The organism is Methylococcus sp. S1M, assembly GCF_051295855.1.
Taxonomy (GTDB): domain Bacteria; phylum Pseudomonadota; class Gammaproteobacteria; order Methylococcales; family Methylococcaceae; genus Methylococcus; species Methylococcus capsulatus.
Genome location: NZ_JBPDXO010000001.1, coordinates 186,852 through 200,285, shown reverse-complemented (window position 1 = coordinate 200,285; position 13,434 = coordinate 186,852). Strand labels below are relative to the sequence as shown.

13 protein-coding genes are annotated in these 13,434 nt (G+C 63.6%); 7 read left to right on the top strand and 6 right to left on the bottom strand.

Features of this window, described 5'->3' with window-relative positions; translation table 11 throughout:
• Positions 1–5: 5 nt before the first annotated feature.
• Positions 6–515 (bottom strand): hypothetical protein, encoded by a 510-nt coding sequence (locus ACSHWJ_RS00880; protein WP_218800127.1) that lies wholly within the window; start codon positions 513–515, stop codon positions 6–8.
• Between the two features lie 210 nt (positions 516–725).
• Here ACSHWJ_RS00880 and ACSHWJ_RS00875 point away from each other — a divergent pair, with 210 nt between their 5' ends.
• Together ACSHWJ_RS00875 and ACSHWJ_RS00870 are read left to right on the top strand one after the other, a co-directional pair.
• Positions 726–1,154 carry a hypothetical protein gene (locus ACSHWJ_RS00875; protein WP_218800128.1) on the top strand — a complete coding sequence of 143 codons (429 nt, stop codon included), beginning with the start codon at positions 726–728 and terminating at the stop codon, positions 1,152–1,154.
• Between the two features lie 118 nt (positions 1,155–1,272).
• Positions 1,273–1,500: an AbrB/MazE/SpoVT family DNA-binding domain-containing protein gene (locus ACSHWJ_RS00870; protein ID WP_218797784.1), complete on the top strand. Its 228-nt coding sequence runs from the start codon at positions 1,273–1,275 to the stop codon at positions 1,498–1,500.
• Positions 1,501–1,587: 87 nt separating this feature from the next.
• On the opposite strand, the gene ACSHWJ_RS00865 is transcribed toward ACSHWJ_RS00870, so the two are convergent.
• From ACSHWJ_RS00865 to ACSHWJ_RS00850, 4 genes are all read right to left on the bottom strand, one after another.
• Positions 1,588–2,157 carry a Uma2 family endonuclease gene (locus tag ACSHWJ_RS00865; RefSeq protein ID WP_218797785.1) on the bottom strand — a complete coding sequence of 190 codons (570 nt, stop codon included), beginning with the start codon at positions 2,155–2,157 and terminating at the stop codon, positions 1,588–1,590.
• 67 nt (positions 2,158–2,224) lie between these two features.
• Positions 2,225–2,494 carry a hypothetical protein gene (locus ACSHWJ_RS00860; RefSeq protein ID WP_010960885.1) on the bottom strand — a complete coding sequence of 90 codons (270 nt, stop codon included), beginning with the start codon at positions 2,492–2,494 and terminating at the stop codon, positions 2,225–2,227.
• The gene (locus tag ACSHWJ_RS00855) at positions 2,491–3,258 is read right to left on the bottom strand and encodes an SIR2 family NAD-dependent protein deacylase (protein ID WP_218797786.1); all 768 of its coding nucleotides are present in this window, start codon (positions 3,256–3,258) and stop codon (positions 2,491–2,493) included. Before ACSHWJ_RS00855 ends, ACSHWJ_RS00860 begins: the two co-directional genes overlap by 4 nt.
• A gap of 7 nt (positions 3,259–3,265) precedes the next feature.
• Positions 3,266–3,763 carry a hypothetical protein gene (locus ACSHWJ_RS00850; protein ID WP_218797787.1) on the bottom strand — a complete coding sequence of 166 codons (498 nt, stop codon included), beginning with the start codon at positions 3,761–3,763 and terminating at the stop codon, positions 3,266–3,268.
• A gap of 170 nt (positions 3,764–3,933) precedes the next feature.
• Here ACSHWJ_RS00850 and ACSHWJ_RS00845 point away from each other — a divergent pair, with 170 nt between their 5' ends.
• From ACSHWJ_RS00845 to ACSHWJ_RS00830, 4 genes are all read left to right on the top strand, one after another.
• Positions 3,934–4,536: a hypothetical protein gene (locus tag ACSHWJ_RS00845; protein WP_218797788.1), complete on the top strand. Its 603-nt coding sequence runs from the start codon at positions 3,934–3,936 to the stop codon at positions 4,534–4,536.
• A 5-nt stretch (positions 4,537–4,541) separates the two neighbouring features.
• Entirely contained in the window at positions 4,542–5,546 is a 1,005-nt protein-coding gene (locus tag ACSHWJ_RS00840; protein ID WP_218797789.1) for a chromosomal replication initiator protein DnaA, read from the top strand.
• Positions 5,547–5,658: 112 nt separating this feature from the next.
• The gene (locus ACSHWJ_RS00835) at positions 5,659–6,711 is read left to right on the top strand and encodes a PspC domain-containing protein (RefSeq protein ID WP_218797790.1); all 1,053 of its coding nucleotides are present in this window, start codon (positions 5,659–5,661) and stop codon (positions 6,709–6,711) included.
• A complete protein-coding gene (locus ACSHWJ_RS00830; RefSeq protein WP_256996457.1) occupies positions 6,711–9,047 on the top strand; it encodes a mechanosensitive ion channel domain-containing protein in 2,337 nt (778 codons plus the stop codon). The genes ACSHWJ_RS00835 and ACSHWJ_RS00830 overlap by 1 nt, the downstream gene beginning before the upstream one ends.
• Here the strand turns inward: ACSHWJ_RS00830 and ACSHWJ_RS00825 are convergent, their stop codons facing one another.
• The gene (locus tag ACSHWJ_RS00825; protein ID WP_432539161.1) at positions 9,048–10,268 is read right to left on the bottom strand and encodes a toxic anion resistance protein; all 1,221 of its coding nucleotides are present in this window, start codon (positions 10,266–10,268) and stop codon (positions 9,048–9,050) included.
• Positions 10,269–10,473: 205 nt separating this feature from the next.
• On the opposite strand from ACSHWJ_RS00825, the gene ACSHWJ_RS00820 reads away from it, so the two are divergent.
• Entirely contained in the window at positions 10,474–13,383 is a 2,910-nt protein-coding gene (locus tag ACSHWJ_RS00820; RefSeq protein WP_432539160.1) for a ribonucleoside-diphosphate reductase subunit alpha, read from the top strand.
• The last annotated feature ends 51 nt before the right edge of the window (positions 13,384–13,434 follow it).

Genomic DNA, 13,434 nt, shown 5'->3' with positions numbered 1-13,434 from the left:
CCTCCTCAGTTTGACCTGTAGCCCGTCCCGAAAACATTAAAATATTGCTTAACGACCTTGATATCCAGCCATACCGATCCGATCCGTAGCATGTTGACCCAATCCAGGTTCAGGTGGTCGTAAAGATCGTGATACAGCCAGCAATGGGTTTCGCCTTCCGGATGATCGTTGTGATTCTGGCCATCGGCCAGCAGCGTGCGGAGTCTTCCGCCGGCGTCGAGTGAAATTCCGGTGAGGTATTCGGTCTGCTCGGCGAGGATGTTGTCGTCGTCTGAACGATACTCCGGATCGTCTTGCCTGAGATGGTAAGTGATCACCGCTTCCAACTCGTAATCGTTCATCGGGTCAGCGGGATCGTGTTTACGCGCCTGCATGGCCCGATCTGCGGCTATGGCTTCTTTTACGATGAGGTTCTCCAGTTCGGCCAAATAGGCGTTGAGGCGGCGCAGGGCTGCGCTTTCCGCTGGGCTCAGGACTTTTGTCGTGGAGCGTGGCGGGATACTTCTGCTCTGCATTGGAGATGACCTGGCGAAACGGATACTTCAAAAATAGCCGCCCATTGCGGCGGTGGACGTCGCGATCAAAACAGATAGCCAAAAATATCATATGAGTTCCGTCGTTTAATCCAATATTTCTTACAAAGCCTACCCCGGTATCTGTTTTTTGGCTTGATGTTTCTTATATCCATTTGATACTTATAACGTAACCCCTTCGGAGCCGCCGCTATGCCACAACTCATTCAGCACATCGATGCCATCGCCCGTGAAAAGAAACGAGGCGTGTTGTATTTGACTTTCCATCCTGATAGCGCTCATGGATTCCGTCTCGAATCGGAGCGCAATTATGAATATCGCCATGACGCCGTACGCCAGCGAGTGCTCGCATGGCTGGAAGAACATGGCTACACTTGGCAGCCCTGCGGGGATTTTGCCAATGAGAATTCCCTTAGGGCCTATCGGGGACAGATATATATCGATATACCGCTTGACGAGAGCGATCAACGCTATTGCTTCCTACGGGATTTCCTAGAAAATCCGGATGGCAGCATGCGGCAACCACAGGTGGAATTTTGGTATTTGTCGCTGGAAAGCGCCATGAAAAATGCGCACCACGATGAACCGGGGTTCTGGGAACGCTGGGCGGAAACATTCTGAGCGTTTGAAGTACCATAGGAACCGGATGGCATAGGGTATTGGCATACGTTGCTTTGTTTCCACAACCAGCCTGTAATCGGTAGCATAGCTGTCGTTATAACATCGACAGGGAGCCGCCATGCACTACACCCTCAGACTGACCCAGATCGGCGATTCCGTCGGAGTGATTCTGCCCAAAGAAGTCTTGGCGCGGCTGAAGTTGGAGAAGGGCGACGCTGTGTTCCTGGCCGAGTCGCCCGACGGCTTCCACATCTTGGGCTACGATCCTGCCTTCGAGCGGCAAATGAGCGAGGCCGAGGAAATCATGAAGCGGCGGCGCAATGTGCTTCGGGAACTCGCCAAGTGACCGTATTCACCGGGGTCGACGAAGCTGACGCCTTGACCCATATGACACAACTGTAGCCGCGCCGACCGTGAACGGAGCGAGCGGATGCTAGGTCGCATCCGGCACCCATAAATCCGCCAGCGCAAACCGCCATTCGCCGAAGGGCGGGGCGCCAACCTCTTCGTTCTGCTGCCAGGCCTGTTCCATCAGCCAATGGCCTTCGTGCAGCCGGAACACTTCCAGGGTGCGCTGGTCCGGGTCCACCAGCCAGAGCCAGCCGACGCCGTGTTCGGCGTAGAGCGGCATCTTCACCACGCGGTCGATCCGGGCGGTGCCCGGCGAGAGCACTTCGCAGACCCAGTCCGGCGCCAGCGTGAAATAGGCCTCATCCGGAAACACGGGCATCCGCTCCCGCCGCCAGCCCGCGAGATCGGGGACCAGGATGTGCGCGCCGAGATGGAGTTCCGGCTCGAAGAGTATCCACCAGCCGCCGGGGCCGCCTCTGCCGTGGTCGAACGGATTCATCAAGTCCCCGCCGAGGACCGAGACGGCGCGGGCATGCCGAGGCGCGGGCCGCGGCTGGGTGATCAGCTGACCGTGCAGAATCTCGCCGATCACGTTGTCCGGAAGATCGAACAGGTCTTGATAACTGGCGAGGCGTTTGGCGGGAGCGGTCATACGGTTCTTTTCTGCGGTTCTGCGTCTGGAGAGCCGATTCTGAAACCGGCGGGGGCTTGCGGCAAGCTCAGCGCCCCATTCCCGCCAGACAGGCCGCGCGCAGGTCTTTGTCGCGGACGTTGTAGCAGCGCGATTTGTCGCCGGTGAGGCGGGCGAGGCAGAGCTGTTTGGCGTCGGGGTCCTGGATCGAGTAGCAGCGGCTCTTGTCGCCGCGGGTGTCGGCGAGGCAGGCGTTGCGCAAATCGGGATCGCGGATGTTGTAGCAGCGGGCGGGATCGTCGGCGGCGGCCGCCAGGCTGATGCCGAGGGCGGCTCCAGCCAGGAGTTTGATCTTCATGGGCGTGATCTCCTGAGGGCTTGGAGCAGCAGCGGCATGACCTTGCCCGCCGCGCCCCGCAGATTGTAGCCGGCATGTCCGTCCAGGGCGGTTTCGGCGGGGTTGACCTGGACCACCGTGGCGCCGCGCCGGGCGACAAGCGCCGGCAACTGGGCCGCGGGCCAGACCAGGGCGGAGGTGCCGATGGAGAACATCAGATCGCAGGCCTCGGCGGCCTGGCGCGCGGCGTCCCAGGCCGCCTGCGGCAGGTTTTCGCCGAACCAGACCACGCCGGGCCTTACCGGCGCGCCGCACCGGGCACAGCGGGGCGGGTCGACACGCCGGCCGCCTTCGGGTTCGTCGGGAATGCCGGGCGGCAGCCTATATGGCGCCTCGCAGGCGGAACAGCGCGGACGGTGCAGGCTGCCGTGCAGACGGATGGGATCGGCGCTGCCGGCGCGTTCGTGCAGGTCGTCGACGTTCTGGGTGATGAGCGTCAGGCGGGGACAGTCCGCCGCCAGCGCGGCGATGGCGTAGTGCGCCGGGTTGGGCTCGGCCCGGAGCACCCGCGTCCGCCGCCATTCGTACCAGCCCCATACCAGCGCCGGGTCGGCCGCGAAGCCTTCGGGGCTGGCGAGGGTGGAGGCGTCGTAGTTTTCCCAGAGCCCGGTCAGCGCGTCGCGGAAGGTTGGGATGCCGCTCTCGGCGGACACCCCGGCGCCGGTGAACACCGCGATGTGGCGGGCGTCACGCAGGGAGGCCAGCAGTTCATCGGAGAATTTCATGGGGTGCCTACAGGATGCGCTGTTTCAAGCCGCCATCGCCGACCAGGTGAATCTCGACCGCGGCGGTTTTGCGGATCTGGGCGATGTTCGCCCGCCAGTAGCCATAGGCGATCGGGTCCCAGGCGTCGGTGATGATGACGGCCTGTCGGGTCATGCCGGCGCAGCCGCCTTGCATGTGGCGGACGAAGCGGTCGAGGATGTGGGCGAAACCGTACCAGTCTCCGCCGTGAAACCGGTGATGGTGGTGAAATTCACGCTCCCATTCATCGCACCGGGCGTCGCTCCGGAGACGGCTCCCGGCGAGCCCCTCCAGGGCGATGAAGTACGCCACATTGTGGCAGGCGTTGGTCGGTTTGCCGGGGTAGCAGTTGACCTCGCCATAGTGGCCGGACAGGATTTCCCCGAGCCTGTCCATGTCCAGTTCGCCACGGGCGGCTGCCGTGGCGATGGCGCCGACGGCGGCGGCATGTTCGCTGGCGTGTTCTTCGTTGCGTGTTTCCATCATGTTAGTTCCTGACGTTGTCGTTGCGATCCGGGCGGTTCGCGCCCTCGGGGTATAGCCTACGGAGGAGCCGCGTCGTTTCAGGTCGCATCCGGCGCGGAAATTCGTACGCGACCTGAACCGACGCCCCGTGCGGCTAGGCTGAGTGCTCCTTATTTCCAGGGAGCACCGTCATGAACCGCGAAGCCGGCTATTTCCTGCCCAAATCGATCCGTGAAGTCGATCGCCGCCACGCCCGGCCAAATCCGGCCCAATACCTACCGTTCCCGCTGGAGCCGAACTCGTCTCCCCCACCCCGCCGTCCGGCTTCGGCGCTGAAATTCTCCTCCGGTCTCCTCACCGGTGTGGTTCTGGCCACCGCCGCCGTTCTGCTGTCCGACCTCATGGGCATTCGCGTCAGGCTCCCCTCCCCGTCTCAGGAGACCAGCACCGCCGCTGTCACGGCAGTCCGGCCGCAAGCCCCCGCCGAGGTGATCGACAAATACGAGCAGCTCAAGCGGCAGGTCGAGGAGGCCGACCGCCGGGTGCTGGACGCCGATCAGCGCGTGGTCGAGCTCAACAAGGCGCTGGCGGAGCAGACCCTGAAAGCGCAATTGGCCCAGAAAACGCTGGATCAGCTGCTGGAGGGATTGCAGAAGAATGCCGAGGACCGCGGCAACGGCGGCGCCACCTCCAGCCTGCGGGAACAGGCGCACAAACTCTCTCCCGCGATCATGGCCTGGCTGGCGGCCGGCGGGGAGAACCTGACGTTGTGCAAGAAGACTTCCGAACGGTAACCGCGATGCATCCCGAGACTCCGAACCCGTCTTTCCGGTTTTCCAATTTCATCGAGGCGCGATCGAACAGCAAGGCCGGAACGGCTGCGCTGCGGGTCGCCCGGAACCTGGGACCGGCGTCTGTCCCTCTGGTCATCTGGGGCGCGGCCGGTCTGGGCAAGACACATCTGCTCCAGGCCATCGGCAACGAAAGGCTCCGCCTGAATCCCGAGGCCCGTATCGTCTATCAGACCGGGGACGGCTTCGAGGCGGACCTGGCCGCCGCTCTGCAGGAAGGGGCTGTCGCCGGCTTCAGAAGCCGCTACGAAAGTGCCGACCTCCTGCTGTTCGACGACGTTCAGCGCTTGGCGGGGAAGGTTCGCGCCCAGGCTGAACTGGTCTGGCTATTCGATGCGCTGCTCGAAAGCCTCCGGTCGATTGTGCTGGCGGGCGACCGCTCTCCCTACGACATGACGGGGGTGGCCGGCGATCTCAAGACGCGATTGAACCTGGGACTGTCCGTGTCCATCGAACCGCCGGACCTGGAAACCCGCGCCGCGGTCCTCATGCAAAAGGCGCGGACATGGGGGATCGACTTGCCTCCGGAGGTAGCGTTTTTCCTCGGCAGGCGCATCCGTACGGATCTGGCCGAGCTGGAAAGGGCGCTGCTTCGGCTGGCGGCATGCGCCCGGCAGCCCATCACGCTCGAAACCGCGGCCTGGGAACTGCGTCACGTCATCGCCTTGCCGGAACGGATGATCACCGTGGAACGCGTCCAGGCAGCGGTGGCGGACCATTTCGGCATCGCTCCCGGCGATCTGCTGTCGAACCGGCATGCCCTTCCGCTCCAGCTTGCCATAGCTTTGTGCCTGGAGCTTACCGATCATGGCCTCGAGGAAGTTGGCCGCAGGTTCGGAGGCAGAGACGCCGCGGCGGTGCTGCTCGCCTGCCGTGAGGCGCAGACAGCGCGGGAAACCGATGCGCGATTCCGGGACGATTTTTCCCATTTGCTGGGAATACTCGCCCTCTGACCGGGTACCCCCGGATTTCGGGGAACGCATCCCGGACTGGAGGGAACAGGCACGGCCCGAGTTGCGCTATGCTTGGCGGGTTTACGGCCGCCCGATGGTTTCGATGCGATCCATGCAACCCCCTTCTCCCCTCCCCCGTCCCTCCCGCCTCGAACGCGATCCCGACCGCCGCCGCATCGGCGGTGTGTGTGCGGGGATCGCACGCTATTTCGGGCTGGACGTGTCGCTGGTCCGCCTGATCTTCCTGGTCTCGATCTTCTTCAGCTTCAGCTTTACGTTCTGGCTCTACCTGGTGCTCTGGCTGGTGCTGCCGGCGCGGGGAGCGGGTTTGTCCTGGGGACTGCGGAGAAAGGCGCGGGGTCTGGCCCGGCGGTTCGACGGCGCCCGCGCGCGGGCGAGGCTGCCGGCGCTGCAAGCCAGGCTTTCGGAGACCGAGGCTTTGGTGCAGTCACTGCTTCCACAGCTTGATCTTCCCCGCTCGCAGCAGTCGCCGACCTTGCTGGCGGTGCGCAAGGCGGCACTGGAAGAACTGCCCGCGCTGCTGAACCATTATCTGGAACTTCCCGAGCACTACGCCGCCAGTCACAGGCTCGACGACGGCAGGACGCCCGAACAGCAACTCGTCGCCGAACTCGACACGCTGGAACAGAGCCTTCGGCAGATCGCGTTCGAAACATTCAGCGAGCGTTTCGCCCGCACCGCCGGCAATCTGGACCAGCTTCGCGAACAGTTCGACGAAGACCCGGCGGCGACGGTACGGGTGCGGCTGGAAAACCTCCAAAACCGCATCGCCGGACGCCTCGACCCCGAGGCGGAAGCCCGGATCGCCAGCATCGGCGAGTCGCTGCTCGCGGCTCTGGACCGGCTCCTGCGCGCGGCCCATGAGGCCGACCCCATGCTCTACGACGTCCGCCGCATCGCCCTGGAATATCTGCCGGACGCGGTGGAGCACTATCTCGCGCTGCCCGCCGACCTGGCCCGCACCGAACCGCTGCTGCACGGCAAGACGGCGCAGGCGGTGCTACATGAACAGCTCGACGTGCTGGACCAGTCCCTGCGCCAGATGCTGAACAGCCTGTACCGGGACGACGCCCAGGCCATCGCGGTGCATGCCCGGTTCCTGAAAGACAAATTTGACCGCTGGCAGACCGGATGGGGTTCCTGATGGCAACACTGAGCGTGCGCGGCCGTATGGGCGCGCTGTTGGCGCTGCTCGCTCTGGCCGCGCCCGGCGCATCCGGCCAGATTCCCGCGGTGCCGGGCGGCAATGCCCAGGCGGAAGCTTCCCCTGCCCCGGCCGCAATGCCGGCCCCTGCGGAACTGCGTCCGGAAATCCGGCGAAAACTGGAAGACGCCACCGCCTTGCGCGACAGACTGGCGAGCGAGGAAAGCGCGCCGGAATTTACGCCCGAGGACAAGGCGCTGGCCCGCCGCCAAGCCGACCTCCTGGTGTACGTCTATCAAGCCGAATTGGAGACCTTGTCGGAACAGGAAGCGGCGAGCCGGGCCCGCGATGAGGCCAAGGCCAAGGAAGCGGCCTGGTCGGGTTTCGACCAGCCGCCGCCCTATTCGGTGCTGATGTTGGACGATCTTCAGGATGCGCTCGACGCCGCCCGGACTAAAACCGCAGCCTTCGAATCCGCCCAGGTCCAGATCCAGCGCGACGCCGTCCGGTTCGAGGCGGACGCCAGGCAGGAAAAGGCCGCAGTGAGACTGGCCGCCGAAGCCGTGGAGAAGGCCAAAACTCCGGAGGACGGAGCCAAGGCGAAATCGAACCAAGCCTTGGCCCAACTGCGTCAACGCGTGATGGACAACCGGTTGGCGTGGAGCGGGCTCGAATTCATCCTGGCCAAGACCCGCCTTGAAGCTTCGAGGTCGGAAGCCGCGCTGCTCCAGAGGCAGATCGCCAAGGCCAGGGACCATGGCTCGTTCACGCCCCGGGACCTGGAGGACGTACTCGAGCGCCTGCGGCAGTCTCAGCAGCCCCTGGAGCGGGAACAGCAAAGCATCCTGTCCGATCACGAACACTGGAGCCGGGAGCGCGATGCAGCCGCGCGAGCCCTGCAGCAGGCCAAATCCGATGCCGCCACACCGGCGCCGGAGATCGATGCGCTCATCGCGCGCCTGAGAGCCGCGGACGCCTGGCTGCAGACTCTCCGGTTCCGCAGCTACACCGTAAACACGAGGGGGACGATTGGCCGGTATCTGTCCGATCTCTGGAAGCAACGCTACGTCCTGGTGACCAGCTCCGACCCCGAAGCCCGGCGCCAGGCACTCGACCTCATCGGCCAAAGCATCGAACGGCTGCAGCCCGTATTGGCCTACCTCGACGGCGAATCGGATCTGGCGTATGCGGAAGAACGCGGCCAGGCGGCACGGCTGGACAAGCTGCAAGGCAGTTCCGACCAGATCCGGGACTACGAACAATCGGCGGCCGAAGCCTACCGCGCCCGCCAGGAAGCCGTCCAAAAGTTGCGGCTCTTCGTGGACCGTACCGAACGCACGCTACGGCGCTGGCGGGACGAACACAAGGTTCAGCTCAGCGTGCTCGGCTTCAAACAGCGGTCGGGCGAGTTTATCGCCACAGCCGTCGGTATCGGCAAATCGGTCTGGCAATTCGAACTGTTCGCCGTCGACGACAGCATCGAAATCGAAGGCAAGGCCGTCGCCATCAGTCGCAGTGTGACTTTCGGCAAGAGTGTCGGTGCGGTGCTGCTGTTCCTGCTCGGCTACTGGCTGTCCGGCGTGTTCACCCGGCGGTTCCAGCATGTCCTGATCACCCGCGGCGGCATGGACGCCCCCCAGGCCAATCTGTTCCGCCGTTGGCTGCGCGCTGCCTTCATCGTGGTGCTGCTCCTCGTCGTGCTCGATTTCATGAGCATCCCGCTCACCGCCTTCGCCTTCCTCGGCGGCGCCCTCGCCATCGGCGTGGGCTTCGGCACCCAGACCCTGCTGAAAAATTTCATCAGCGGCGCCCTGATCCTGTTCGAACGCAAGATCAAGGTCGGCGACATCGTGGAAGTGGACGGCATCGTCGGCACGGTAACCGACGTCGACGTCCGCTCGTCCACGGTGCGCGGCTTCGACGGGGTGGAAACGATGCTCCCCAATGCGACCTTTCTCGAAAACAAGGTCACCAACTGGACCTACACCACGCCCAAGCTGAGGCGCTCGGTCAAGGTCGGCGTCGCCTACGGCTCTCCATCGCACCGGGTTTCCGACATCCTGCTGGAATGCGCCGGCCGCCACGGCCTGATTCTCGGCGATCCGGCACCGTTCGTCTGGTTCGAGGATTTCGGCGAAAACTCGCTGGTGTTCGGGCTCTATTACTGGCTGGAGATGCACCCCTCCATGAGCGCCTACCAGATCGCCAGCGACCTCCGCTTCATGATCGAAAAACGCTTCGCCGAGGACGGCATCGCGCTGGCGTTCCCGCAGCGCGACGTCCATCTCGACAGCGTCGGCCCCCTCCAGATCGAAATGGTGCCGCGCCGGACCTGACTACAGAACGATCTCATCTTGCTTCGCGGCGGACAGGGTGCCGGCCGCTTCCGCCACCGTCTCTTCCCGTGTACGGTCGAGATAGGTCTTAGACTTGGCGACAGCCTGGGTCAGGGCATCCACCGTCTGCCGCATGTGGTCCAGCGCCTGCAGCTTGTACGCAGCGACCCTGTCCACGGTCTCGTAGATGTTCTGGAAAGCGGCCTGGAGCTGTTTCAGATCGACGGCTGTGCCGCCGGCCTGCTCCTGCACCCGGCCGGCCTGCTGCTTGAGCATGGCCGAGGTGGATTCGATCAGGCCGCCGGTGGTGGCGCGCAAGGCACCGACCTGATCCAGCACCAGTTTCTGGTTGGCCAGGGCCTGGGCGACGATGACCGCGGTACGCAGCGCGGAAATGGTGGTCGTGGTCGCCCGCTCCACGCCCTTGATGAGTTCCAGGTTGTTCTTGCGGATCATGTCCATGGCGAGGTAGCCCTGGATGGTCACCGCAAGCTGGGTCAGAATGTCCTGAACCTTCTGGCGCACGTAGAACTGCAGCTCCTCGCGGACCACACGGGCTTTCTCCGGGTCCTGCGCCTTGATCTCGGCGAGTTTCCGCTCCAGTGCGGCGTCGATCCTGCTGCCGAGATAGGCATACTGCTCCAGCTTCTCCATGATCTTCCAGGCCTGGATCTTCTCCTCCTCGATCGCGGCATTGTCCTTGCGCAGCTCGTCCTGGCCGGCGTAGAGGGCCTGGATGATGCCGTTGATATGGGCCTGAGCCGATTCGTACTGGCGGAAATAGTCGTGGATGCGGCTGCCCATCGGGATCAGCCCCAGCAGCTTGCGCGGCTCCAGCAGATTGCCCTGGCGCGCGGGGTCGAGTTCCTCCACCTTGGCGCGCAGATCCAGCAGGGCGCGGGAAATGTCCGAGCCGCTGTCGAACACCCCGGCGCTCATGGCCCGCATGGGCTTCTCCAGCAGGCGGTTGGAAATGCCAGCCGCTGCCCGGATTTCCTCGTTCCCCAGGGTGTGCGCCCCGGCCAGTCGGGCCTTGAACTCCTCGCTCTGTAGCGGGTGGCCGATGACGGCGGCGATGAAGTCCTCCACCTTCATGTCCAGTTTCGCCAGGGTCTCGGGTTCCAGCCGGACCATGCCGGCCGCCTGCGCCGCGTCGACCGGCTGGACCGGTTGCGGCGGACTGAGCGATTCGGGGGGCATCGGCTCGGAATTTGCGCTCATCGGGGCTCCATCAGGGAAGGAAACGGAAGATGCAACTGTATCACCCGATCGCCCGGACATGCGAACCGGCGTGGGCCGGCGTAGCTTGTCCACAGGTCATCCACAGGTCATCCACTGTCTGGACACAATATCATGTGATTGACGTGATCAAAAAACACCGTCTATAGTGTTCATACGCACGACCACAACCCAGGAGGTCCTGTTCATGCTTACCGAAAACGCCGCACGTCCCCTCTCCGACATTCCGCTCGATGCCACTTCGGCCGAGCTCCGCAGCCTCTCTCCCGGCGAAGTCCGGGTCATCCGCCGCAATGGCAAAGTGACGGGTTTCGATGCCGCCAAGATCAGCGTCGCCATCACCAAGGCGTTTCTCGCCGTGGAGGGAGGCAATGCGGCGGCGAGCCGGCGCATCCATGAAAGTGTGGAAGAGCTGACCGACCTGGTGGTCAGGGCACTGCTGCGGCGCCTCCCCGGCGGTGGCACCATCCACATCGAGGACATCCAGGACCAGGTCGAACTGGCACTGATGCGAGCCGGCCACCAGAAGGTCGCCCGCGCCTATGTGCTGTACCGGGAAGAGCGTGCCCGTCTGCGCGCCGAAAAACAGAATGAGGGAAAAGCGCAGGGCGGTGCAGAAGATGTGGTCCAGGTCACCCTGGAAGACGGCACCCGTAAGCCCTTGGACACCGCTCGCCTCCGCCACGTTGTGGAGGAGGCCTGCCGCGGCCTCTCGGACGTCGAACCGGAATGGATCATCGAGGAGACCCGTCGTAACCTGTTCGACGGCGTGCCCGAAAAAGAGGTTGCGCCGACCCTGGTAATGACCGCCCGCACCCGCATCGAGCAGGAATCCAACTATTCCTACGTCGCCGCCCGCCTGCTGCTGGATGCGCTGCGGCGGGAAGCTCTGAGCTTCCTCGGCCACGGCGCCGTTTCGGCCACCCAGGACGAGATGAGCGAACGCTACGGCGAATATTTCAAGGACTACGTGAAGCGCGGCGTCGAGCTGGAGCTGCTGTCGCCGGAACTCGCGCGCTTCGATCTGCAGCGGTTGGGGGAAGCGCTCAAACCGGAACGCGATCTGCAGTTCAACTACTTGGGTCTCCAGACCCTGTACGACCGGTATTTCATCCACAGCGGCGATATCCGCTTCGAATTGCCCCAGGCTTTCTTCATGCGCGTCGCCATGGGGCTGGCCATCCAGGAAGTCGACCGTGAGGAACGCGCGATCGAGTTCTATGATCTCTTGTCGTCCTTCGACTTCATGTCTTCAACACCGACGCTGTTCAACGCCGGTACACTGCGGCCGCAGCTCTCGTCCTGCTATCTGACCACGGTGCCGGATGACCTGGACGGTATCTACAGCGCCATCAAGGACAACGCCCTGCTCTCCAAGTTCGCCGGGGGCTTGGGTAACGACTGGACCCGGGTGCGGGGCATGGGGGCCCACATCAAGGGGACCAATGGCAAATCCCAGGGCGTGGTGCCCTTCCTCAAGGTCGCCAACGACACGGCGGTCGCGGTCAATCAGGGTGGAAAGCGCAAGGGCGCGGTCTGCGCCTATCTTGAAACCTGGCACATCGACATCGAGGAGTTCCTCGACCTGCGCAAGAACACCGGCGACGACCGCCGTCGTACCCACGACATGAACACCGCCAACTGGGTTCCGGACTTGTTCATGAAAAGGGTAGCGGAGGAGCGGGAGTGGACCCTATTCTCGCCGAACGACACGCCCGATCTGCACGATCTGACGGGCCAGTCCTTCGAACGGCGCTATCAGGAATACGAAGCCAAGGCCGACCGCGGCGAAATCAAGCTGTACAAGCGCCTCCCCGCCGTCCAGTTGTGGCGCAAGATGCTGTCGATGCTGTTCGAGACTGGCCACCCCTGGCTGGCTTTCAAGGACCCGTGCAATCTACGCTACACCAACCAGCATGCCGGCGTGGTGCATTCGTCCAACCTCTGCACCGAGATCACCCTGCACACCAACGACAACGAAATCGCCGTATGCAATCTGGGCTCGGTCAACCTGGCGGCGCACATCACGCCGGACGGCGCGCTGGACACGGAGAAGCTACAGCGGACCATCGCCACCGGCATGCGCATGTTGGACAACGTCATCGACATCAACTACTACAGCGTGCCGCAGGCGCGCCGCTCCAATCTGCGTCACCGTCCTGTAGGCTTGGGGATCATGGGGTTCCAGGACGCATTGTATAAGCTGCGGCTGCCCTATGCCTCGCAGGAAGCAGTGGCTTTCGCCGACCTGAGCATGGAAGCGGTTAGCTATTACGCGATCCAGGCTTCGTGCGACCTGGCCGCCGAGCGTGGCCGCTACAGCAGCTTCGACGGCTCACTGTGGAGCCGCGGCATCCTGCCGATCGATTCGATCGCCCTGCTGGAAGAGGGCCGCGGCGGCTATCTGCAGATGGACCGGAGCCAGACGCTGGACTGGAACGCCCTGCGGGAGCGGGTTCGCACGGTCGGCATGCGCAACAGCAACACCATGGCCATCGCCCCCACGGCAACCATCTCGAACATCTGCGGCGTCTCGCAGTCCATCGAGCCGACCTACCAGAACCTGTTCGTCAAATCGAACCTGTCGGGCGAATTCACCGTGGTCAACCCCTATCTGGTCCGGGACCTCAAGACCCTGGGTCTGTGGGACGCGGTCATGATCAACGACCTCAAGTATTACGACGGCAGCGTGCAGAAGATCGAACGCATCCCGGAAACCCTGAAACAGCTCTATGCCACTGCGTTCGAAATCGACGTCCGCTGGCTCATCGAGGCCGGTTCTCGCCGGCAGAAATGGCTGGATCAGGCGCAGTCACTGAACCTGTACCTGGCCGAACCCTCCGGCAAGAAGCTCGACACGCTTTACAAACTGGCCTGGGTGCGCGGTCTGAAAACCACCTATTACCTGCGTTCACTGGGGGCGACCCACGTGGAGAAAAGCACGGCCTTCGACGGCAAACTCAATGCGGTGAAGACCGATCCGATCGACGATGCGATTCCGGGTCTGCGACCGCTGGAAACCGTCTACGCCGACACCCGGCCGGCCGAACCCAAAGCCTGCCTGATCGACGATCCGACTTGCGAAGCGTGCCAGTAGCCGGAACGCTCATCCTTGTGCATCATGGACCCGGCATCCGGTAAGGCCGTC

Excerpts from the sequence above, each read along its gene's own strand:
- ACSHWJ_RS00880 (WP_218800127.1), bottom strand. The coding sequence starts at position 515 with ATGCAGAGCAGAAGTATCCCGCCACGCTCCACGACAAAAGTCCTGAGC.
- ACSHWJ_RS00875 (WP_218800128.1), top strand. The coding sequence starts at position 726 with ATGCCACAACTCATTCAGCACATCGATGCCATCGCCCGTGAAAAGAAA.
- ACSHWJ_RS00870 (WP_218797784.1), top strand. The coding sequence starts at position 1,273 with ATGCACTACACCCTCAGACTGACCCAGATCGGCGATTCCGTCGGAGTG.
- ACSHWJ_RS00865 (WP_218797785.1), bottom strand. The coding sequence starts at position 2,157 with ATGACCGCTCCCGCCAAACGCCTCGCCAGTTATCAAGACCTGTTCGAT.
- ACSHWJ_RS00860 (WP_010960885.1), bottom strand. The coding sequence starts at position 2,494 with ATGAAGATCAAACTCCTGGCTGGAGCCGCCCTCGGCATCAGCCTGGCG.
- ACSHWJ_RS00855 (WP_218797786.1), bottom strand. The coding sequence starts at position 3,258 with ATGAAATTCTCCGATGAACTGCTGGCCTCCCTGCGTGACGCCCGCCAC.
- ACSHWJ_RS00850 (WP_218797787.1), bottom strand. The coding sequence starts at position 3,763 with ATGATGGAAACACGCAACGAAGAACACGCCAGCGAACATGCCGCCGCC.
- ACSHWJ_RS00845 (WP_218797788.1), top strand. The coding sequence starts at position 3,934 with ATGAACCGCGAAGCCGGCTATTTCCTGCCCAAATCGATCCGTGAAGTC.
- ACSHWJ_RS00840 (WP_218797789.1), top strand. The coding sequence starts at position 4,542 with ATGCATCCCGAGACTCCGAACCCGTCTTTCCGGTTTTCCAATTTCATC.
- ACSHWJ_RS00835 (WP_218797790.1), top strand. The coding sequence starts at position 5,659 with ATGCAACCCCCTTCTCCCCTCCCCCGTCCCTCCCGCCTCGAACGCGAT.
- ACSHWJ_RS00830 (WP_256996457.1), top strand. The coding sequence starts at position 6,711 with ATGGCAACACTGAGCGTGCGCGGCCGTATGGGCGCGCTGTTGGCGCTG.
- ACSHWJ_RS00825 (WP_432539161.1), bottom strand. The coding sequence starts at position 10,268 with ATGAGCGCAAATTCCGAGCCGATGCCCCCCGAATCGCTCAGTCCGCCG.
- ACSHWJ_RS00820 (WP_432539160.1), top strand. The coding sequence starts at position 10,474 with ATGCTTACCGAAAACGCCGCACGTCCCCTCTCCGACATTCCGCTCGAT.